This window comes from Modestobacter sp. VKM Ac-2983 (genome assembly GCF_026967885.1).
Taxonomy (GTDB): Bacteria; Actinomycetota; Actinomycetes; order Mycobacteriales; family Geodermatophilaceae; genus Modestobacter.
The window spans coordinates 645,368-665,612 of the sequence record NZ_JAPVBK010000001.1; the positions used below are offsets into that span (position 1 = coordinate 645,368).

A 20,245-nucleotide genomic window follows, 5' to 3' on the forward strand; every position below is an offset into this window, starting at 1 on the left:
TCCGCCGGCGGAGTGTGAGGTTTGCGTCGGTACCGGACCTCCGTGATGCGCCCCGGGGAGCTACGGCGCCGGGCCCGGGAGCACCTCGTCCAGCCAGGCGTCGTACTCGCCCCCGGTCATCGGCCGGGCGCCGTCGAGCGCGGTGCCGAGCAGGCCCGACGGCTCGTCCGGTGCAGCGGTGATCCACACCCACGCGTCCTGCTCCCGCTCGATCAGCAGCTGAGAGGTCGGGGTCGTCAACGACCAACGCTGGCCGGCCACCTCGCGGCAGGAGAGGAGCGGCTCCGCCTGGGAGGAGCCCGGTGCGGTCCCGGCGGCGCACGGGTCGCCCTCGACGGCGGTCGCTGCGTCGCGGAACAGCCGGAGCTCCGCCGCCGGACGGCCGTCCACGGACAGGTAGGGCGTCACGATCAGGTCGCTGCCGGTGTGCTGCGGCGACTGCCTCCGGAACCCGTCCACCTCGGTCACCCAGGGCCGCGCCAAGGTGCCGACCTCGGTGAGCACCCGTTCGTCCTGCCAGCCCTGCCGTGCCCCGGGGTACCAGGCGGCAAGGGCAGCGGCCACGGCCAGGACGACCAGCAGCGTCGTCCCTCGCCGGACCATGCCGGGCCACTGGAGCCCGGCGACCATCGGGAAGGCCAGGGCCGCGGCGGCCAGCAGCGCAGCGTCGGGCAGCGCGGAGCGCAGGTCCGCTTGCAGCACCGCCAGGCCGAACAGCGCAGCGGCTCCCGTCCCGAGGACCCCGAGAGCCAGTCCACGCAGGAACGAGCCGGACGGGTCGGCGTCGACCGGGCCGGTCACCCGGTCGATGCCGGTGGCCAGCCCCACCGCGGCCACGGTCAGCAGCCCCAGCACCAGCAGCACGGCGGTCACCCCACCGAACGACGACGCGATGGCCATCGGCGTGCCGATCAGCACGGTGACCAGTCCGAGGACAGCCGCCGAGGCGAGGTGCCTCAGCGCTCGTCCGGGCAGTCGCGAGGGCTGCGGGTGGGGAGCCGCCTGGGCCTGCACGAGCAGAGTCTGTCAGCCCCTCGGTCGGCGGAGCTGCTGCCGTGCTCGGCCCGCCGGTACCGTGGCCCGGCGTGTCCTCCCCGTGGCTCGACGAGCAGCAGCAGCGCACCTGGCGGGCCTGGCTGGCCGTCGCGGAGCTGCTGCCGCGCACCCTCGACGCACAGCTCCAGCGGGACGCCGGCCTCACCCATGCGGCCTACGTGGTGCTGGCGATGCTGTCCGAGGCACCCGGCGGCAGCCGCCGGATGAGCGACCTGGCCCGCACTGCCAACCAGTCGCAGAGCCGCCTCTCGCACACCGTGGCCCGGCTGGAGGAGCGGGGCTGGGTGCGTCGCGAGAAGGCTGCCGAGGACCGCCGCGGGAACGTCGCCGTGCTCACCGACGCAGGACGCGCCGTCGTGGAGCGGGTCGCACCCGGGCACGTGGCCGCCGTCCGGGAGGGGCTGTTCGCCGCGCTGACCCCAGCACAGACCCAGGCGTTCGGGGAGGCGCTCGCCGCCGTCCTCGACCGGCTGGACCCCGAGGCCACCCTGCGGGTGCCCGAGCCCGACTGAGCACAGGGCTCGCGGCTCAGGCGGCGCGGAAGACCGCCGCCTTCACGCTCGTGAGGCCCGCACCGACGGCGCCGCGCACGGTGGAGGAGGTCCGCTGCTGCTCACCCTGCTGGGCGGCCAGCACGATGAGGACGCCGGTCAGCGCGGGGTTGACCCACTGCAACGGCTTCTGCCCCCTCTGCGCGGTGGCGACGTCCGGCGGGGTCGTCGGCGACGGGTCGGTCGCGGTCGCGCTGGGCACCGGCGCCTCGGCCCCGATCTTGGCGCCGAGCACCCCGCTGGCCACGGACGTCCCGATCGCGGCCACGGTCAGCGCGGTCTTGACCACGGTGTTCGCCATCGCGCCCGGCCCGGTCGCCACCCGGCCACGGTCGGCGCGCAGCATCCCCACCGAACCGATCAGGTGGGCCGCCATCGCGGCACCCTGCACCGGCCACCACGCCGACCAGCCGATCGAGGAGAGCCGGGTGCGCTCGGTGCTGTCGTGGGCGGCGGCCGCGGCCTTGTTCAGGCCGACGGCGCCCATCAGGTTGCCGCCGAACCAGGTGGCCAGGCCGAGGTCGTGCATGGCGCGCAGGACGGTGTGCTGATCGCGGGACATGGGGTCTCCTCCGGGGCTGCTCCCCGCGGACGGGGGCCAGGTGACCGGACGGGCTCACCGGTCCCGACGACGATGCCCGCGGTCCTCCCGCAGCAATCCCCCCGCGGGAGCGTCAGCGCAGGTGGCGCAGGAAGGCGGCCGGGTCGGTGAGGAACTGCCGCCAGTGGACGGTGAGCTCCAGCTCGTCCCAGCGGGCCGGCCGCAGCCCCCAGTCGCCGACCTCCACCAGCTGGGCGCCCGGCAGCGCAGCGACGACGGGGGAGTGGGTGGCGACGACGACCTGCGCGCCGGACGCCACGAGGTCCAGCAGCACCGTGACCAGTGCCAGACTGCCGCCGAAGGACAGCGCCGCGTCGGGCTCGTCGAGCAGGTAGGTGCCGCCCCCACCGCCGGCCCGCCGGGTGAGGACCTCGAGGAACGCCTCCCCGTGCGAGAGCTCGTGGTAGTCCGGGTCGGGTCCGCCGAGGTCCTCGAGGTGGCTGTACAGGCCGTGCAGCGTCTCGTCGCGGAGGAAGCAGCCCCATCGCGAGGCGCCGGGGCTGCGCTCGACGACCAGCCCGAGCGACTCCGGCTCGCTGGGCCGGGTGCTGAAGCGGGTGTTCACCGTGCCGCCCTCCGGGTTGAGGCCCAGCGTGACGGCGAGCAGCTCCATCACCGTCGACTTGCCCGACCCGTTCTCCCCGACCAGCACCAGGGCGCCCTGCGGCAGCTCCAGGCCGGTGTCGAGCAGCTGGGCGACCGCCGGGACCGCCAGCGGCCACCGTGCGCGCTCGTCGTCGGTCGGGGCGGGGCGGCCGGGATCGGGTCGGAAGCGGCGGATCGGGCGGTTGTCCACGCCGACATCGTGGCCCGGGCGTACGACGCTCCGGACGACGTCCCCCCGCGCCGACGGCCGTCCTCCCGCACCGACGCCGGTGCAGGGGGCGGCCGTCGGCCAGCTGGACAGCGGCGTCAGCGACCCAGGTGCCGCCAGCGGCGGGTGCGGGAGCGCATCCGCTCGACGTCGTCCCGGCCGAGCAGCCCGGCCAGCTCCTCGGCGAGCACCCGGCCCAGCCGCTGGCAGAACTCCACCGGCTCGTCGGCGGCGTCGGGCCGCTCGGGCACCACCCGGTCGACGATTCCGGCCCGCCAGAGGTCGGTGGCCCGCACCCCCTGCGAGGCGGCGAGCTCGTCGGCCCGGTCGACGGTGCGGTGCACGATCGCCGAGGCGCCCTCCGGGGGCAGCGGGCCCAGCCAGCCGTTGGCCGCGGCCAGCACCCGGTCGGCCGGCACGAGCGCCAGCGCACCGCCGCCGGTGCCCTGGCCGAGCAGGACGGCCAGGGTCGGCGCCTTCAGCACCACCATGTCCTGCAGGCAGCGGGCGATCTCCCCGGCCAGCCCGCCCTCCTCGGCGTCGACCGAGAGCGCCGCGCCCGGGGTGTCGATCAGCGTGAGCAGCGGCAACCGCAGCTCCGCGGCCAGCCGCATGCCGCGCCGGGCCTCGCGCAGGGCGCCGGGGCCCAGCGGCGCCGACAGCGACTGCCCACGCCGGTCCTGGCCCAGGACGACGCAGGGCGCACCGCCGAAGCGGGCCAGCGCCAGCAGCAGCCCCGGGTCGGACTCGCCGGCGCCGGTGCCGTTGAGCGTGACGACGTCGGTCGCCGCCGTCCGCAGCAGCTGGCGGGCCCCCGGGCGCGACGTCCGCCGGGACGCGGTGACCACCTCCCAGGCGCTGCGGCCGTCCTCCGGGTCGTCGGCCTGCGTGCCGTCGCCGGAGACCGGGCCCTCGACCGAGGCGGCGCGGTGCCAGGTCTCCCGGGCGGCCAGCACGCGCAGCGCCCGGTCGGCGACGTCGGCCAGCTCGTCGACCGGGACGACGCCGTCGATGAGCCCGCGCGAGGCCATGTTCTCCGCCGTCTGCACCCCCGGCGGGAAGGGCTCGCCGTACAGCAGCTCGTACACCCGGGGGCCGAGGAAGCCGATCGCGGCGCCCGGCTCGGCGATCGTCACGTGCCCCAGCGAACCCCACGAGGCCAGCACCCCGCCGAACGTCGGGCCGCGCAGGTAGACCAGGTAGGGCAGCCCGGCTTCCTTGTGCCGGGCGATCGCCGCGGTGATCCCGATCATCTGCAGGAAGGCGACGGTGCCCTCCTGCATCCGGGTGCCCCCGGACACCGGCGCGGCCAGCAGCGGCAGCCCCTCGTCGGTGGCCCGCTCGACCGCTGCCATCAGCCGCTCGGCGGTGGCGACGCCGATCGACCCGGCCAGGAAGCCGAACTCCCCGGCCACGACGGCCACCCGCCGGCCGCGCAGCGTGCCCTCGCCGGTGACGACCGCCTCGTCCTGGCCGCTCTTCTCTGCCGCGCGGGCCAGCTCTGCGGCGTACGCGTCCTCGACCTCGCGCGGGGGCACGCTGGAGTCCCAGGACCGCCAGGACCCCGGGTCGAGCACGATGTCCCGCAGCGCCCGGGCGTCCAGCCGGGAGCTCACGTGGCGTGCCCGTCCTCGACGTCGGCGCCCTCACCGGCCGGCTGCGGCACGCCCTCGGCCGGGCCGGACAGCCAGGCCCGGATCGCCTCGCCGTCGGCGCCCAGCACCGGCGGCGGGGTGTGGTCCCGCCGGGTCGTCTCGGTCTCGCCCTCGGTGCCCGGGGCGAAGAAGCGCAGCGGCGGGCCCGGCAGGGTGAGCGGCCCGGCGGTCGGGTGGTCGACGGAGATCGCCAGCCCCTGGGAGAGCGTCTGCTCCCAGGCGTAGACCTCGTCCAGGGTGCGCACCTTGCCGGCCGGCACCCCCGCGGCGGCCAGCCGGGCCAGCAGCTCCTCGGCCGGGATCTCGGCGAAGGCGCCCTCCAGCAGCTCGATCACCCGATCGCGGTTGCCCACCCGCTCGCCGTTGGTGGCCAGGCCGGGTGCCTCCGGGTCGAAGCCGAACTCGGTGCACAGCCGGCGCCACAGCCCCTCGCTGCCGCAGGACAGCTGAACGCTCCCGCCCGCGCAGCGGAACAGGCCGTAGGGGGCGATCGAGGGGTGGTGGTTGCCCTGCCCGCGGTTGACCTGGCCGGCCACGGTGTACGCCGTCCCCTGGAAGGCGTGCACGCCGACGACGGCGGCCAGCAGCGAGGTGCGCACCACCTGGCCCTGCCCGGTCCGCTCACGCTCGAAGAGCGCGGCGAGCACCCCGTAGGCGCCGTACATGCCGGCCAGCAGGTCACCGATCGGGACGCCGACCTTCTGCGGGTCGTCCGGGCCGGAACCGGTCAGCGACATCAGCCCGGCCTCGCCCTGGGCGATCTGGTCGTAGCCGGCCCGCTGGCCCTCGGGGCCGTCGTGGCCGAACCCGCTGATCGACAGCTGCACCAGGCGCGGGTTGAGCTCGGCGAGCACGTCGGTGCCGAAGCCGAGGCGGGCCAGCGTGCCGGGCCGGAAGTTCTCCAGCAGCACGTCGGCGCGGCGCACCAGCTCGGTCAGCACCTCCTTGTCCGCGGCGTCCTTGAGGTCGAGGGTGATCGACTCCTTGTTGCGGTTGGCGGAGAAGAAGTACGTCGACTCCCGGCCGGCGCCCTCGGGCTGCACGAACGGCGGGCCCCAGCCGCGGCTGTCGTCACCACTGCCCGGGCTCTCCACCTTGATCACCCGGGCGCCGAGGTCGCCGAGCATCATGCCGGCGTGCGGTCCGGCCAGGGCGCGGGTCAGGTCGACGACGAGGACGCCGTCCAGGGGGCCACTCACGAGGGGGTTGGTCCTTCCAACGAGACGACGGAGACGTCGGTCACCCTCTCACCGGTCCGCCGGGCGCGTCAGTCGAGCTGCCACCAGCCGGCAGACGGGGTGACGACGGCGGTCACCCGGCGGTCGTGCGGCCCGGCCGGCAGCTGGTCGACGAACTCCTCGTCGAACAGCACCGCCACCAGCGTCGCGCCGGGTCGGGCGTGCGCCAGCGCGCGGTCGTAGTACCCGCCGCCCCGCCCCAGCCGGGTGCCGTCGGCGGCCACGGCCAGCGCCGGGACGACGACCACGTCGGCCTCGGCGAGGGCGCCCGGCGGGAGTCGCGGCCCGGTCGGCTCCTGCAGCCCGAAGCGGCCGGGGGCCAGCCGGCCGTCGTGCTCGGCCCAGGAGAGCTCCCGCCCACGCGCGGGCACGACCGGGAGCAGCAGCCGGCCGGGCAGCGCGTCGGGCAGCCGGCCGGCGCCGGGCTCCTCGGCCGCGGGCACGTACGCGGCGGTCACGGAGGTCCCGGCGAGCCGGTCGGCGAGCGCCGTGGCGAGCGCCTCGGCGGCCGCGGCGCGGGCCGCGGGGGAGCGGTCCGCGCGCCCGGCCAGCAGGGTCGCGCGCAGCGTGGCCTTCGCGCTCACCACCTCGGGGGAGTCCGCCATGGCGGCAGGCTAGCTACGCTGCCCGGCATGTCGACTCCGTCCGCCCCGAGTCCGCGCCCGGCCAGGAAGTCCGTCATCCCGGTCGCCGGGATGGGCACCCGCTTCCTCCCCGCGACCAAGGCCGTCCCCAAGGAGCTGCTGCCGGTGGTCGACCGGCCGGCCCTGCAGTACATCGTCGAGGAGGCCGCCCGCGCCGGCGTCGGCGAGGTGCTGATGGTCACCGGGCGCAACAAGGGCAGCATCGAGGACTTCTTCGACCGCACGCCGGAGCTGGAGACCGCCCTGGAGGCCAAGGGCGACCAGAGCCGGCTCGACGCGGTGCACGAGTCCACCGACGTGGCGCAGGTCTTCTTCGTGCGCCAAGGCGAGGCGAAGGGCCTGGGCCACGCCGTCCTGCAGGCCGCGGCCTTCATCGGGGACGAGCCGTTCGCGGTGCTCCTCGGTGACGACATCATCGACGCCCGGGACCACCTGCTCGAGCAGATGCTGGCCGTGCAGGCCGAGCACGGCGGCGCGGTGGTCGCGCTGCTCGACGTGGGTGCCGACAACATCTCCAAGTACGGCGCGGTCGCCGTCGAGGAGGCGAAGGTCTCCGGGGACGCCGCCGGCGACGAGGTCTTCCGGGTCACCGGCATGGTGGAGAAGCCCCCGGCCGACGAGGCCCCCAGCACGCTGGCGATCATCGGCCGCTACGTGCTGCCCCCGGAGGTGTTCCCGGCCATCCGGGACACCCCGCCCGGCCGCGGCGGGGAGATCCAGCTGACCGACGCGCTGCTCAAGCTGGTCGAGGACGGGATGCCCGTGCACGGCGTGGTCTTCTCCGGTCGCCGGTACGACACCGGCGACAAGCTGGACTACCTGAAGGCCGTCGTCCAGCTGGCCGTCGAGCGCGAGGACCTCGGCCCCACGTTCGGGCCGTGGCTGCGTGACTTCGTCGCCGACCTGCCCGCCGAGGGCGCGTCGCCCGCCTGAGCGGACCCTCCAGAGGGCACCATCGGGCCCAGGTCCGTCATCGGCGGCCGTGGCCGGCGACCCGGGCACGGGGGAGGCCCGATGACGGGGGACGACGGTGGTGGGGATGAGCGACGACAGCACACGCGGGTGGATGTCCGGCGGAGGTCGGGACACGACGCAGCTGGACCTGGCGAGCGGCGGGCTGGTCCCGTCTCCACGGGACAACCAGCTGCTCTCCGGTCCGACGCCGGTGGTCACCCACGACACCGTGCAGGTCGACCGGTCGGTGTTCTCCTCCGACCGGGTGCCCTCCCCGGCCATCGCCACCGGCGACCGGGCACCTGACCCGATGGCCGACACCGGCTCGGTCGACGTGTCCGGGGTCCGGCTGCGCCCGGTCGAGCACCACCTGGACGAGATCCTGGGTGCCGTCCCGCAGCCGGACCCGATCGAGCTCGCCGTGCTCGACGCCCAAGGCCTGCTCTGCGCCGAGCTCGTGACCAGCCAGCGGTCGCTGCCCGCGTTCGACCAGGCCGGCCTCGACGGGTACGCGGTCCGCTCGGAGGACATCGCCACCGCGACCGTGGAGCAGCCCGTCGACCTCGCCGTCGTCGGTGAGACGGCCGCCGGTGCGGGGGAGCAGACCTCGATCAGCGTCGGCCTCGCGCAGAAGGTCGCCGTGGGCGCCATGCTGCCGGCCGGTGCCGACGTCGTCGTCCCGGCCGCCTGGACCGACCAGGGCGTCGCCCGGGTGCAGGTCTTCGCCGCGCTCGCGCCGGGCAGCTACGTCCGCCGGATCGGCGACGACGTGGCGACCGGCGACACCGCGGTCGAGATCGGCACCCCGATCGGGCCGGCCCAGATCAGCCTGCTGGCCGCCGTCGGGCGGGAACGCGTGGCGGTGCGCCCGCGCCCGCGGATCACGGTGCTGTGCGCCGGGAACGAGCTCGTCGACGTCGGCGCGGTGGCCGGCCCCGGTCAGCAGGTCGACGTGAACAGCTACGCGCTGGCCGCCGCGGCGCGGGACGCCGGCGCCGAGGCATACCGCGCGGGGATCATGCCCAACGACCGGCGGCGGATGGTCGAGCTGCTGGAGGGCCAGATGCTCCGCAGCGACGTCGTCCTGGTCGCCGGCACCTTCGCCAACGGCGGTCACGACCTGCTCCAGGAGGCGCTGGACGAGCTGGGCGGGCTGACCTTCACCCAGGTCGCCATGCACCCCGGCCCGGTGCACGCCTTCGGCAAGCTCGGCCCCGACGCGGTCCCGGTGATCTGCGTGCCCGGCGAGCCGGTCGCCGCCCTGGTCGCCTTCGAGGTGTTCGTCCGTCCGGCGATCCGGCTGATGCTCGGCAAGCGCCAGCTCTTCCGGCGCACCGTGCAGGCGGTCTCCGCCCAGCAGCTGCTGTCGCCGCTGGGGTACCGGCAGTACCTGCACGGCCAGGTGATGCGCCACCCGGACGGCGGCTACGTCGTCGAGCCGATCGGGGACGGCGACCAGGCCATGCTCGCCCGGATGGCCCGCGCCAACTGCCTGATCGTGGTCGACGAGGACGTCACCGAGGTGTCCGCCGGTGGGCTGGTGACGGTCATGCCGATGCTGCTCGGGGGCTGAGCTGGACCCGGCACCGCACCCGGGCTGGCCGGCGCGGCTGGCGTGGGGGCCGGTCGAGCTGCACCCGCTGCGCCGCGAGGACGCCCGGGAGTGGTCCCGGCTGCGCACCGACAACGAGTCCTGGCTGCTGCCCTGGGAGCCCTCGACCGGGCTGAGCTGGTCCGAGCGGCACACGCCGGCGGCCTACCGGGCGATGCGCCGGGCGGCGTCCCGGCGGGCCCGGGTCGGCACGTCGCTGCCCTTCGCCGTCCGGTACGAGGGCCGGCTGGCCGGCCAGGTGACCGTGGACAACGTCGTCCGCGGGGCGCTGCGCTCCGGGAGCCTGGGCTACTGGGTCGACCAGGCCGTGGCCGGGCGGGGAGCGGCCTCGCTGGCGGTGGCGCTGGTCTGCGACCACGCCTTCGGCCCGGTGGGGCTGCACCGGCTGCAGGCCGACATCCGGCCGGAGAACCGGCCGAGCCGGCGGCTGGTCGAGCGGCTGGGGTTCCGGCAGGAGGGGCTCTTCCGGGACTACCTGGACATCGACGGGGCATGGCGCGACCACCTCGGCTACGCCCTGCTGGCCGGGGAGGCGCCCGGCGGGGTGCTGGCCCGCTGGCGCGCCCGCGCACCGCGCTGAGCCGCCGGGTGGGGACGCCGACGCGCCGATCTGCCGGCGACGCGCGCCGACACACCGGGAGACGTCCCGGGTATCGGCAGTCCCCGCCCTTACCTTGACTCCCGAGTGACGGATGTGACTCGTGTGGCCCCAGGGATGGGGTCGTTCCGCTGGGCCAGGGATGGATCGGGGTGTTCGAGATGGGATCGGGCGTACTGCTGGCCGCTCTCGTCGTGCTGTGGTTCGTGGTCCTGGTGCCGATGGTGGTCACCCGGGGCGACACGCACGCGGTGAACGGTGCAGCCAACTCAGGGCGGACCCTGCAACGACGGCGGCCCGTGGACCCGGTGGTCCACGCCGAGACCGAGCGGGTGAGCATCGACCGCGCACAGCTGCGCAGCAGTGGTGAGCTGCAGATCGACGTGCACGCGCGGCGTCGCCGCACGCTGGCCGGGCTCGTCGCCCTGGCCGTGCTGGCGCTGGTCGGTGCGCTGGCCTACCGGTCGTGGCTGTGGGCTCCGCAGGTGCTGCTGGACGTCGCCGTCGTCGGCTACCTCATGGTGACCGCTGCCGCGGCCAAGCGGGAGCGGCGGACCGCCGCCCGCCGTGCGGCCCGGGCCGCCCAGCGTGCGCCGATGCGGGCGCCGCACGCCCGCCCGGCGCAGCCGCGCCCCGCGGCTGCCGACCCGGCGCCCGCGCCGGCCCCGGTGGCGGCCGAGACCGGCCCGGTGCACCCGAGCCTGCCGCTGGCCCCGGTGCACCCGCTGCGCCCCGGCCGGGTGGTCGCGGCCCGCACGCCGGCCCCGGCCGGCTGGCAGCACAGCGCCGTGGTCGGGCTGGACGACGACGACATCGGCTTCGCCGACATCGACGTCTACGCCCCGAAGCGCGTCGTCAACGGCTGACGCAGGGCCCTCCAGCAGGAGGGCCACCCCCGTGGCTGCACCGGAGCAGGCAGACGGTAAAGTCGTGGGGGCAAGGGGCTGTGGCGCAGTCCGGTAGCGCACCTCGTTCGCATCGAGGGGGTCAGGGGTTCAATTCCCCTCAGCTCCACCCCGGTCAGGCCGGGCCCACCAGGGCCCGGCCTGACGCGTTTCCGCAGGCGCCGGCTCGCGTTCCCGGTCATCGACCCGGAGGACCGACCCCAGCGGTCAGAACCAGGAGGGGAACCACATCCGCTGCAGCCACTCCGCCTGCGACAGCGGCTGCCCGGTGAGCACCGGGTGGAAGAAGACGAACGTCAGCACGACCACCGCCACGTAGAGGCAGACGACGCCCAGGCCCACCTGGCGGCGCAGCGCGGAGGCGCCCGAGGGGCCCAGCACGTCCTGCAGCACGAGGACGACCGCCAGGACGAAGAACGGCAGCGCCGGGGCCATGTAGAAGAGGAACATCGTCCGGTCCAGGTTGATGAACCAGGTGCCCCAGCCGGCCGCGATCGCGGTCGCGGCGACCACGGCCGCCGGGTCGCGGCGGGCGACGATCCGCCAGACCAGCCACAGCAGCGCCGGGACGAAGAGGAACCACAACGTCGGCGTGCCCAGCATGAGCATGTACCGGATCACCTGGTCACCCGCGGCGTCGGTGAGCCCCTGCGGGTTCCACAGCAGGATGGGTCGGCCGCTCACCAGCCACGACCACGGCCCGGACTCCCACGGGTGCGGGCTGGACAGCCCGCTGTGGAACTGCAGCCACTCCGCGTGCATGTGCCAGAGCGACCGCAGCGCGTCGGGCACGAGACCGAACGAGGTGTCCGGGTTCTCCGACGCCCAGTGCCGGCCCTGGGCGTTCTCCCCGCGGAACCACCCGGCGAACGTGGCCAGGTAGGTCAGCACCGGGACGACGGCGAGCGCCCAGGTCGCCCCGGGCAGGCCGCGGCGCAGCGCCGTCCAGGTGGGCCGGGGGACCCCCGCCTCACGCCAGGCCGCCCGATCCCAGAAGAGCGAGAGCACCGCGAACGCGGCCAGGAACCAGACCCCGCTCCACTTCACCGCGCAGGCGCAGCCGAACAGCACCCCGGCGGCGATCCGCCAGCCCCGCGGGCCGAGCTGGAACCCGGCCGCGGTCACCCGGTCGGCGCCGTCCCGGACCCGTTGCCGCACCCGGTCGCGGTCGACGACCAGGCAGGCGACCGCGCTGACCACGAAGGCCTGCAGGAAGACGTCCAGCAGCCCGATCCGGCCCAGGGTGAAGGAGAACCCGTCCACCGCCAGGAGCAGGCCGGCCAGCAGGCCCAACAGCGTCGAGCCGGTCAGCCGGCGCGTCAGCCGGGTGAGGACGACGACCGCCACCGTCCCGGCCACCGCGCTCGGCACCCGCCAGCCCAGGGGCCCGTACCCGAACAGCTGCTCGCCCGCCGCGATCAGCCACTTGCCCAGCGGGGGGTGGACGATGAAGGTGTAGCCGCGGTTGTACTCGTAGCCGAGCTCCAGCAGCTCGGCACCCTCGGGCGGGTAGTACGCCTCGTCGAACACGAGCTCGGTCGGGTAGCCGATGTCCCAGAGCCGGGCCACCAGGGTCGCCAGGCCGAGGACGGCGGTGAGCACTGCGGCCAGCACGCGGTCGGTCGGCAACGGCGGGGTGCCCTGCCGTCGGCGCGGGGGGAGCGGCGGGAACCGGCGGGGAGCGGGTGCCTGGACCGCAGACTCCGTGCGTTCCGGGACCAGCACCGCCATGCCGGCCAGGGTATGTGGCGGAGCTGGGCGGGCCGGCGTGACAGGCTCGGCCGCATGACCGGACGACTCGTGCTGGGCGGCGCGCCGCTGGGACAACCCGGCGACGTCGGCCCGCGGCTGCGGCAGGCGATGGCCGACGCCGACGTCCTGGCGGTGGAGGACACCCGGCGGCTGCACCGGCTGGCCAAGGACCTCGAGGTCACCCTCAGCGGCAAGGTGGTCACCTTCCACGAGACGGTCGAGCGGTCGCGGCTGCCCGGGCTGGTCGCGGCGATGACCGAGGGCCGCACCGTGCTGCTGATCACCGACGCGGGGATGCCGTCGGTGTCCGACCCCGGCTACACGCTGGTGCGGGCGGCGATCGAGGCGGGCATCGAGGTGACCTCGGTGCCCGGGCCGTCCGCCGTCGTCACGGCGCTGGCCGTCTCCGGGCTGCCGTGCGACCGCTTCACCTTCGAGGGGTTTCTGCCGCGCAAGGGCGGGGAACGGCGGTCGGCGCTCGCGGCGCTGGCGGCCGAGCCGCGCACGATGGTGTTCTACGAGTCGCCGCACCGGCTGGCCGACGCCCTGACCGACGCGGCCGGGACCCTCGGCGCCGACCGGCCCGCCGCGGTCTGCCGGGAGCTGACCAAGACCCACGAGGAGGTCCGCCGCGGCTCGCTGGCGTCGCTGGCCGAGTGGGCGGCCGAGGGGGTGCGCGGCGAGATCACCCTGGTGGTCGCCGGCGCGATCGCCGGCCCGGCCACCCTGACGCCGTCCGAACTCGCCGCCGAGGTCGCCGCCGAGGAGGCCGCCGGCGCCGACCGCAAGGAGGCGATCCGCACGGTCGTGGCCCGAACCGGCCTCCCGAGGCGCACCGTCTACGACGCAGTAATAGCCGCCAAGACCCCCTGACCCCCGTACCCCCCGGACCCCCCGGACCCCCCGGACCTCCCGGACCTCCCGCCGTTGGTCACGGAGTGCTGTCTCCCGGCGGTCGAGACGACGCTCAGCGCCCAACGGCGAGGGCGGCGGCGATCCGGGCGATCAGGCGGTCGGGGCTGTCCAGGTCCCTTGCGGTGACGAAGACCACCTGCCAGCCGGCCTCACGCAGTCGGTTGAGGCGTTCGCGGTCGCGGGCGAACTGACCGGGCTCGGCGTGCCAGAGCCCGTCGTACTCCAGCGCCAGCCGCTGGGCCGGCCAGCCGAAGTCGACCCGGGCGATGAACCGGCCCGCGTCCACGATCCGGTGCTGGGCCACCGGCGCGGGGAGTTGGCTGCGGCCGATGAGCAACCGCACCCGGGTCTCCTGCGGCGACTCGGCCAGCCCATCGGCCAGAGCACAGGCGCGCCGGGCCCGCCTGCTCCCGGGCCCGAGTGCGGCGCCGGCGAGCCAGCGCACCTCGGCCAGGTCGGCTCCGCCCGCCACCACCATCTGGTCCACCGCCGCGACGCCGTCGTCGAGGGGGAGGGTGCCGGCCAGTTCGACCGCGGTCTGCTCGGGGCTGGCGACCCACAGCCGGTCGTGGCGCAGCACGCGCTTGGCGTCCACGTCTGCTCGCCGGACCCGGAGTCCGGGGACCCGGACCTGGTTCGCCGGCGTCGGCAGCGTGATCTCGACGTCGTCGTCCGGACCGGCCAGCGCGACGCCCCAGACGACGGCCGCGCTGCGCCCGGTGACGACGGCGTCCGGCCAGCGCAGCGCCGCTCCCCGGACCCGCAGGCCGTGCGACCAGGGCACGTCCCGGTGGACGTACACGTCCGGCCAGATCCGCCGCCAGACCTGGCTGCGCAGCTGCCCCTGGGTGAGCAGCCCTCCCCGGACGGCATCGGACCCGAGGAAGGCAGCAGCGCGCAGGGGCGCAGGGACGGTGGCAGGTACAGGCACGGCCAGCACCGTGCCCGAAACGGCGCGCCCAGACCGCCGTCGTCCACAGGTCACTGCACCGTTGGTCACCGAGCGCTGCCTCAACGGGGTGCAGGCGGCGCTCAGTGACCAACGGCGAAGCGGGGTCGCTAGAGCCAGCCGGTGCGTTTGAAGCCGCGGTGGAGGGCGACGCAGGCTGCCAGCATGAGGAGCAGCACCGCGGGATAGCCCCAGCGCTCGTCGAGCTCGGGCATGTACTCGAAGTTCATCCCGTAGACGCCCGCGATGGCGGTGGGCAGCGCGATGATGCCGGCCCACGCCGAGATCTTGCGCATGTCCTCGTTGTCGGCCAGGGACGTGCGGGCCAGCGACGCCTGCAGGATCGAGGTCAGCAGCTCGTCCAGGCCGGTCACCTGGTCACGCACCCGCAGCGCGTGGTCCTGGACGTCCCGGAAGTAGGAGCGCATCGCCTCGGGCACCAGCTCGTTGGGCCGGTCGACCAGCGTGGCCAACGGCAGCTCCAGCGGCAGTACCGCCCGGCGCAGCTGCATCAGCTCCCGCTTGAGCTGGTAGATGCGGCCGCTGTCGTCGGTGCGGCTCGGGCTGAACACCGAGGCCTCCACCTCCTCGACGTCCTCCTCGACCGCGTTGGCGACGTCGAGGAAGTCGTCCACGACGTGGTCGGCGATCGCGTAGAGGACGGCGGAGGGCCCGTTGCAGAGCAGGTCCGGCTGCTCCTCCAGGTGGGTGCGGAGCTGCCCGAGCTCGCCGTGCGTGCCGTGCCGCACCGTGATCACGTGGTCGCGGCCGACGAAGACCATGATCTCGCCGGTGATCAGCACCTCGCTGGTGGCGGTCAGCTGGTCGTGCTCCAGGTAGCTGGCCGTCTTGAGCACCATGAACATCGCCTCGTCGTAGCGCTCCAGCTTGGGCCGCTGGTGGGCGTAGACGGCGTCCTCGACGGCGAGCGGGTGCAGGCCGTAGTGCTCCCCGATCGCGGTGAGCTCCGCCTCGGAGGGCTCGTAGAGCCCCAGCCAGACGAAACCGCCCTGGTCACGGGCCACCTGCAACGCCTCGGACGGCGCGACGTCCAGCCGTTCGCCGCGCACGTAGACGGCGCAGTCGACGACCGGGTCGTCGGTGTCCCGCTCGGGCTGCTTCTCGCGGGGCGCCCCCGCCGGGCGGGGGCGCAGCGTCTGCGGGAGTTCGGCGGGCATCCCGGGGGCGCGCTTGCTGGTCCTGCTGTCGGTGTCGGTCACCGGTCCTCCCTCGGGTCTGTCGGGGTCCAGCATCCCCGCCCCCGCCGGCGCGCCTCTCACCCCGGCGGGTGAGACCCGGCCGGCGGCCCCTGCGGCCGGCCGCCGGGACGCCCGACCTGATCAGGGACACCCGTTCCCGGTCAGGAGACCCCCGTGCCCAGCGCCGTCCTCGACGCCCCCCGCCCCACCCCTGCCGCTGCCCGTCCGGTGCGGCTGCCGGCGACCGTGGTCGCAGCCGGTGGGCTCTCCGTGCTGGAGGCGCTCGGTCTGCTCGCCTTGGGGCTGACCAGCCTGGAGGGCGTCTTCGGCTCCGGGGTGCGCCCCTCCGGCTGGCTCGTGGCCGGCACCCTGCTGCTGCTCGCCGGCTGGGTGGTGCTGTGCGCCGGCGGTGGGGCCGGCCTGGTGGACGGCGCCGGCCGGCTGCTGCTGGTCGCCGTCGCCAGCGCGGAGATCGCCCTGCTGGCCGTGCTCTGCGCGGTCGGGCTGGTCGGTGCGGGCGGGACCTGGTTGGTCGCGATCGGCCCGCTCGGCGGTCTGCCGGTGCCCGCGCTGGCGCTGCTGGCCCTCGCCGTCCCCACCGGGAAGCTGTTGCTCGCCACGTCGCCGTCCGCGGTGGCCTGGGTGGCCGCCGGGGGGCGCCCCCGCCCGGCCCGCCGGGCTGCTGCGGTCGAGCACCGCGCGCTGCGGGGCGTCACCCTGGCCGGCATCGGGCTGGCCCTCACCGCCGTCGCGCTGGTGGGCGTGCCCGCCGGCGACGTCCCTGCGCCGAGCACGGTCGCGGTCACCGACGCCCCCTGAGGACGCGCCGGTCAACCGGGTCGACGCCGGTCACTACCCTCAGGCCGTGACAGATCGGCACATCCTCACCGCCGTCGCCTGGCCCTACGCCAACGGCCCGCGGCACATCGGGCACGTCTCCGGGTTCGGCGTCCCCTCCGACGTCTTCAGCCGGTTCCACCGGATGTCCGGTGACCAGGTGTTGATGGTGAGCGGCACCGACGAGCACGGGACGCCGATCACGGTCGCCGCCGACGCCGAGGGGATCACCCCGCGGCAGATCGCCGACCGCAACAACCGGGTCATCGTCGACGACCTGGCCAGCCTCGGGCTGAGCTACGACCTCTTCACCCGGACGACGACGGCCAACCACCGCGCAGTGAGCCAGGAGATCTTCCTCGGGCTGCTGAAGAACGGCTACGTCTTCCCGCAGACCACGCTCGGCGCGATCAGCCCGTCGACCGGCCGCACGCTGCCCGACCGCTACATCGAGGGCACCTGCCCGATCTGCGGCTACGACGGCGCCCGCGGCGACCAGTGCGACAACTGCGGCAACCAGCTGGACCCGATCGACCTGGTGAACCCGGTCAGCCGGATCAACGGCGAGACGCCGAAGTTCGTCGAGGAGGAGCACTACTTCCTGGACCTGCCGGCGTTCACCCGGGCGCTCGGCGACTGGCTGGGCACCCGGAAGAGCTGGCGGCCCAACGTCCTGAACTTCAGCGTCAACCTGCTCGCCGACCTCAAGCCGCGCAGCTACACCCGGGACATCGACTGGGGTGTGCCGGTGCCGCTGGACGGCTGGCGGGACCGGCCGGACAAGCGCATCTACGTCTGGTTCGACGCCGTCGTGGGCTACCTGTCGGCGTCGATCGAGTGGGCCCGCCGCTCCGGTGACCCGGAGGCCTGGCGGCAGTGGTGGCAGGCGCCGGACTCCGACGCCTACTACTTCATGGGCAAGGACAACATCGTCTTCCACTCCGAGATCTGGCCGGCCCAGCTGCTCGGCTACAACGGGGCGGGCGACAAGGGCGGGACGCCGGGCTCCTACGGGCGGCTGAACCTGCCCACCGAGGTGGTGTCGAGCGAGTTCCTGACCATGGAGGGGCGGAAGTTCTCCTCCTCGCGCAACGTGGTCATCTACGTCCGCGACTTCCTGTCCCGCTACGACCCCGACGCGCTGCGCTACTTCATCGCGGTCGCCGGCCCGGAGAACCAGGACACCGACTTCACCTGGGCGGAGTTCCGGCGCCGCAACAACGACGAGCTGGTCGCCGGGTGGGGCAACCTGGTCAACCGCTCGATCTCGATGGCCGCCAAGAACGTCGGCGCCGTCCCGACGCCGGGCGAGCTGACCGACGCCGACCGGGCGCTGCTGGCCACGACCTCCGGGGCCTTCGCGCCGATCGGTGACCTGCTGTCGCGCAACCGGCAGAAGGCGGCCGCCACCGAGGCGATGCGGGTGGTCACCGAGGCCAACCGGTACCTGTCGGACCAGGCGCCGTGGAAGCTCAAGGAGGACCCGGCCCGCCGGGACACCGTGCTGCACACCGCGCTGCAGGCGATCAAGGACTGCAACGCCCTGCTGACGCCGTTCCTCCCGCACTCGGCGCAGCAGGTGCACGAGCTCCTGGGGGGCACCGGCGTCTGGTCGGTGGCACCGCAGGTGGTCGAGACCGAGGACCTGGACGACGGTTCGCCGTACCCGATCATCACCGGTGACTACGCGAGCGGCCAGGCCGTCTGGGCGTCCACCCCGCTGCCGCCGCCGGGCACGCCCCTGGCCCCGCCGAAGCCGGTGTTCACCAAGCTGGACGAGTCGATCGTCGCCGACGAGGTCCGGCGCCTGGAGGAGGGCGGCACGAGCGGGACGGACGGCGAGGCGTGAGCCGGTCGGCGTCCTCGCGGGCGAACCGGCGGGGGGAGCCGCCGCCGTCGCCGGAACCGCTGCCGTCCCCGGCGGTCGACAGCCACACCCACTTCGACATCGCCGTCGGTGGTGAGGACCGGGAGCCCACCGACGCGGAGGTCGACGAGGCGATCGCCGCCGCCGTCGCCGTCGGCGTCCCGCGGCTGGTGCAGGTCGGGGTGGACGTGGCGTCCTCGCGCTGGTCGGCCGAGCTCGCCGCACGGCACCCGAACGTGCTGGCGGCGGTGGCGCTGCACCCGAACGAGGCGGGCGCCGGCGCGGCGACCGAGGCGTCGCTGGCCGAGATCGACCGGCTCGCAGCGCTGCCCCGGGTGCGGGCGGTGGGGGAGACCGGCCTGGACCGCTACCGCACCGGCCCCGAGGGCTGGGCCGCCCAGGAGGCGTCCTTCCGGGCGCACATCGACATCGCCAAGCGGCATGGCACCGCGCTGGTCATCCACGACCGCGACGCCCACGACGAGGTGCTCCGGGTGCTGGACGACGAAGGTGCCCCCGAGCACACCGTCTTCCACTGCTTCTCCGGCGACGCCGGGTTCGCCCGGGCCTGCATCGAGCGCGGCCACGTGCTGTCCTTCGCCGGCACGGTGACCTTCTCCAGTGCCGGTGCGCTCCGCGAGGCGGCGGCGCTGACCCCGCTGGACCAGCTGCTGGTGGAGACCGACGCCCCCTTCCTGACCCCGGCCCCACTGCGGGGGCGCCCCAACTCCGCCCGGCTGGTGCCGCACACCGTCCGGGCGCTGGCCGAGATCACCGGCACCGAGCTCGACCAGCTGTGCGGCGTCCTCACCGCCACTGCGGAGCGCGTCTTCGGCCCCTGGGGCTGACCACCCGCCCGACGCCGGGAGCGACTCACAGGAAGTGGGCAGCCGCTCGTGGTGGCGTTGTCGTCGCAGAGGACGACAATCGACTCCGTGGGCCGCCTCATCGCCATCGTCCTCTTCATCGCCTTGATGGTCCCGGCCGCCATGCTGGCCCGGGGCTGGTCACTCGCGTCCGGTCGCCGGGCCGTCGCCTCCGCCGGGGTCGAGTTCGTCCCGGCGACCCCCGAGGCGACCGCCCAGCTGGCCCGCCAGGCCACCCACGCCCACCGGGTGCGACTCCTCGGGCTGCTGCTCGGGGTGGCGCTGGTGGTCACCACGGTGGTGCTGTTCGCCGAGGCATCGGTCTTCCTCTGGGTGCCTGCGCTCGCCGTGGGCCTGCTCGGCGGGGTGCTGCTGGCCGAGGCGACCCGGCCGCGGCCGCGCTGGGCGACGTCCAGCCCGGCCCGTCGGCCGCGGCGGAGCGAGCAGATCTCGCTGGGGCTGCTGTGGACCATGCGCGCCGCGGTCGCGGGGGTGGTGCTCACCGCGCTGCTGCAGCTCGACGACCTGACGTCCCCGGTCGTGTCCGTTGCGACGGCGGTGCCGCTGGCCGGTTGGCTGCTGGCCGAGACGGCGCTCCTCCGGGTGCTGCTGCGCCCGCTGCCCGCCGGGGGCGCCGACGTGCCGGTCGACGAGGCGCAGCGCACCTGGACCGCGCACCTGTCGGTCGCCGCGGCCAGCGTGCTGGCCCTGCTCCCGCTGGGGGCGCTGCTGCTCCGCGCCGCGATCGACCTGGGCGACCAGGTGAGCTCCGACGGCGCCGGGCTGCTCCCGGTGGCGCTGGTCGCGGGCGGCTTCTCCGCGATCATCGCGGGCCTGGTGGTGGCCGGCTTCCTGCTGACCTGGCTGCGACCGGTGCGGCAGACCTCCCACGCCCTGGCCTGATGCCGCCTGGCCCCGGTGGGCGTGTGTCGTTGCCCACCCGAGCTGAGCGAGCGATCCACCCCGTGCGCGGCGCGTCGTTCACGGCCTGTGTCGGCGCGCCTGCGGAGGGCTGGGTCGACATGGTGATTCCCTGCTCTTGCACCGTTCTCTTCCGTCAGGCGTTCGTTATCGTGCCGTGACCGACAAGCCGGGGTGGGGAACACCCGGGCGCTCGTTCCTGCCCGGGTGACCGTTCCCGGGCCGGAGCTCGTCGGGCCGCACGACGACGGACGCCGCCCTCCGGGTGGGGTCCGTCGGCTGTTGCCCACGTTCCCCTGCCCGGGCCCCGT

Annotated in this window: 19 protein-coding genes and 1 tRNA gene; 11 read left to right on the forward strand and 9 right to left on the reverse strand. The window is 75.0% G+C overall.

Annotation, left to right across the window (positions count from 1 at the left end):
• Positions 1–60: 60 nt before the first annotated feature.
• Positions 61–1,014: a hypothetical protein gene (locus O2W18_RS03015; RefSeq protein ID WP_269186090.1), complete on the reverse strand. Its 954-nt coding sequence runs from the start codon at positions 1,012–1,014 to the stop codon at positions 61–63.
• Between the two features lie 71 nt (positions 1,015–1,085).
• Here O2W18_RS03015 and O2W18_RS03020 point away from each other — a divergent pair, with 71 nt between their 5' ends.
• Positions 1,086–1,568 carry a MarR family winged helix-turn-helix transcriptional regulator gene (locus O2W18_RS03020; protein WP_269186091.1) on the forward strand — a complete coding sequence of 161 codons (483 nt, stop codon included), beginning with the start codon at positions 1,086–1,088 and terminating at the stop codon, positions 1,566–1,568.
• Positions 1,569–1,584: 16 nt separating this feature from the next.
• Here the strand turns inward: O2W18_RS03020 and O2W18_RS03025 are convergent, their stop codons facing one another.
• From O2W18_RS03025 to O2W18_RS03045, 5 genes are all read right to left on the reverse strand, one after another.
• Positions 1,585–2,169, reverse strand: coding sequence for a hypothetical protein (locus O2W18_RS03025; protein ID WP_269186092.1), 585 nt, complete (start codon positions 2,167–2,169; stop codon positions 1,585–1,587).
• Positions 2,170–2,281: 112 nt separating this feature from the next.
• Complete coding sequence (locus O2W18_RS03030) at positions 2,282–3,004, reverse strand: AAA family ATPase (protein WP_269186093.1); 723 nt, start codon at positions 3,002–3,004, stop codon at positions 2,282–2,284.
• Between the two features lie 116 nt (positions 3,005–3,120).
• A complete protein-coding gene (locus O2W18_RS03035; RefSeq protein WP_269186094.1) occupies positions 3,121–4,638 on the reverse strand; it encodes a carboxyl transferase domain-containing protein in 1,518 nt (505 codons plus the stop codon).
• A complete protein-coding gene (locus tag O2W18_RS03040; RefSeq protein ID WP_269186095.1) occupies positions 4,635–5,876 on the reverse strand; it encodes a CaiB/BaiF CoA transferase family protein in 1,242 nt (413 codons plus the stop codon). The genes O2W18_RS03035 and O2W18_RS03040 overlap by 4 nt, the downstream gene beginning before the upstream one ends.
• A gap of 68 nt (positions 5,877–5,944) precedes the next feature.
• The gene (locus O2W18_RS03045) at positions 5,945–6,520 is read right to left on the reverse strand and encodes a 5-formyltetrahydrofolate cyclo-ligase (protein WP_269186096.1); all 576 of its coding nucleotides are present in this window, start codon (positions 6,518–6,520) and stop codon (positions 5,945–5,947) included.
• A gap of 27 nt (positions 6,521–6,547) precedes the next feature.
• Between O2W18_RS03045 and O2W18_RS03050 the strand changes: the two genes are divergently transcribed.
• From O2W18_RS03050 to O2W18_RS03070, 5 genes are all read left to right on the forward strand, one after another.
• On the forward strand, positions 6,548–7,492 hold the full coding sequence (locus tag O2W18_RS03050; protein ID WP_269172050.1) for a UTP--glucose-1-phosphate uridylyltransferase: 945 nt from the start codon (positions 6,548–6,550) through the stop codon (positions 7,490–7,492).
• A 106-nt stretch (positions 7,493–7,598) separates the two neighbouring features.
• Positions 7,599–9,086, forward strand: coding sequence for a molybdotransferase-like divisome protein Glp (gene glp / locus O2W18_RS03055; protein ID WP_269186097.1), 1,488 nt, complete (start codon positions 7,599–7,601; stop codon positions 9,084–9,086).
• A gap of 67 nt (positions 9,087–9,153) precedes the next feature.
• Complete coding sequence (locus O2W18_RS03060) at positions 9,154–9,705, forward strand: GNAT family N-acetyltransferase (RefSeq protein ID WP_269186731.1); 552 nt, start codon at positions 9,154–9,156, stop codon at positions 9,703–9,705.
• Positions 9,706–9,884: 179 nt separating this feature from the next.
• Entirely contained in the window at positions 9,885–10,589 is a 705-nt protein-coding gene (gene sepX / locus O2W18_RS03065) for a divisome protein SepX/GlpR (protein WP_269186098.1), read from the forward strand.
• Between the two features lie 74 nt (positions 10,590–10,663).
• Positions 10,664–10,737: transfer RNA gene (locus tag O2W18_RS03070), tRNA-Ala, on the forward strand.
• A gap of 98 nt (positions 10,738–10,835) precedes the next feature.
• On the opposite strand, the gene O2W18_RS03075 is transcribed toward O2W18_RS03070, so the two are convergent.
• The gene (locus O2W18_RS03075; protein ID WP_269186099.1) at positions 10,836–12,359 is read right to left on the reverse strand and encodes a dolichyl-phosphate-mannose--protein mannosyltransferase; all 1,524 of its coding nucleotides are present in this window, start codon (positions 12,357–12,359) and stop codon (positions 10,836–10,838) included.
• A gap of 54 nt (positions 12,360–12,413) precedes the next feature.
• On the opposite strand from O2W18_RS03075, the gene rsmI reads away from it, so the two are divergent.
• Complete coding sequence (gene rsmI, locus O2W18_RS03080) at positions 12,414–13,253, forward strand: 16S rRNA (cytidine(1402)-2'-O)-methyltransferase (RefSeq protein WP_269186100.1); 840 nt, start codon at positions 12,414–12,416, stop codon at positions 13,251–13,253.
• A gap of 94 nt (positions 13,254–13,347) precedes the next feature.
• On the opposite strand, the gene O2W18_RS03085 is transcribed toward rsmI, so the two are convergent.
• Together O2W18_RS03085 and O2W18_RS03090 are read right to left on the reverse strand one after the other, a co-directional pair.
• A complete protein-coding gene (locus O2W18_RS03085) occupies positions 13,348–14,226 on the reverse strand; it encodes an endonuclease domain-containing protein (RefSeq protein WP_269186101.1) in 879 nt (292 codons plus the stop codon).
• Positions 14,227–14,354: 128 nt separating this feature from the next.
• Positions 14,355–15,464, reverse strand: coding sequence for a magnesium and cobalt transport protein CorA (locus O2W18_RS03090; protein ID WP_269186102.1), 1,110 nt, complete (start codon positions 15,462–15,464; stop codon positions 14,355–14,357).
• A 153-nt stretch (positions 15,465–15,617) separates the two neighbouring features.
• Between O2W18_RS03090 and O2W18_RS03095 the strand changes: the two genes are divergently transcribed.
• The 4 genes from O2W18_RS03095 to O2W18_RS03110 all read left to right on the forward strand — a co-directional run bounded on the left by O2W18_RS03095 (position 15,618) and on the right by O2W18_RS03110 (position 19,916).
• The gene (locus tag O2W18_RS03095) at positions 15,618–16,262 is read left to right on the forward strand and encodes a hypothetical protein (RefSeq protein ID WP_269186103.1); all 645 of its coding nucleotides are present in this window, start codon (positions 15,618–15,620) and stop codon (positions 16,260–16,262) included.
• Between the two features lie 46 nt (positions 16,263–16,308).
• Positions 16,309–18,129 (forward strand): methionine--tRNA ligase, encoded by a 1,821-nt coding sequence (gene metG, locus O2W18_RS03100; protein ID WP_269186104.1) that lies wholly within the window; start codon positions 16,309–16,311, stop codon positions 18,127–18,129.
• Complete coding sequence (locus tag O2W18_RS03105) at positions 18,126–18,995, forward strand: TatD family hydrolase (protein ID WP_269186105.1); 870 nt, start codon at positions 18,126–18,128, stop codon at positions 18,993–18,995. Before metG ends, O2W18_RS03105 begins: the two co-directional genes overlap by 4 nt.
• An 87-nt stretch (positions 18,996–19,082) precedes the next feature.
• The gene (locus O2W18_RS03110; protein ID WP_269186106.1) at positions 19,083–19,916 is read left to right on the forward strand and encodes a hypothetical protein; all 834 of its coding nucleotides are present in this window, start codon (positions 19,083–19,085) and stop codon (positions 19,914–19,916) included.
• Positions 19,917–20,245 lie beyond the last annotated feature (329 nt).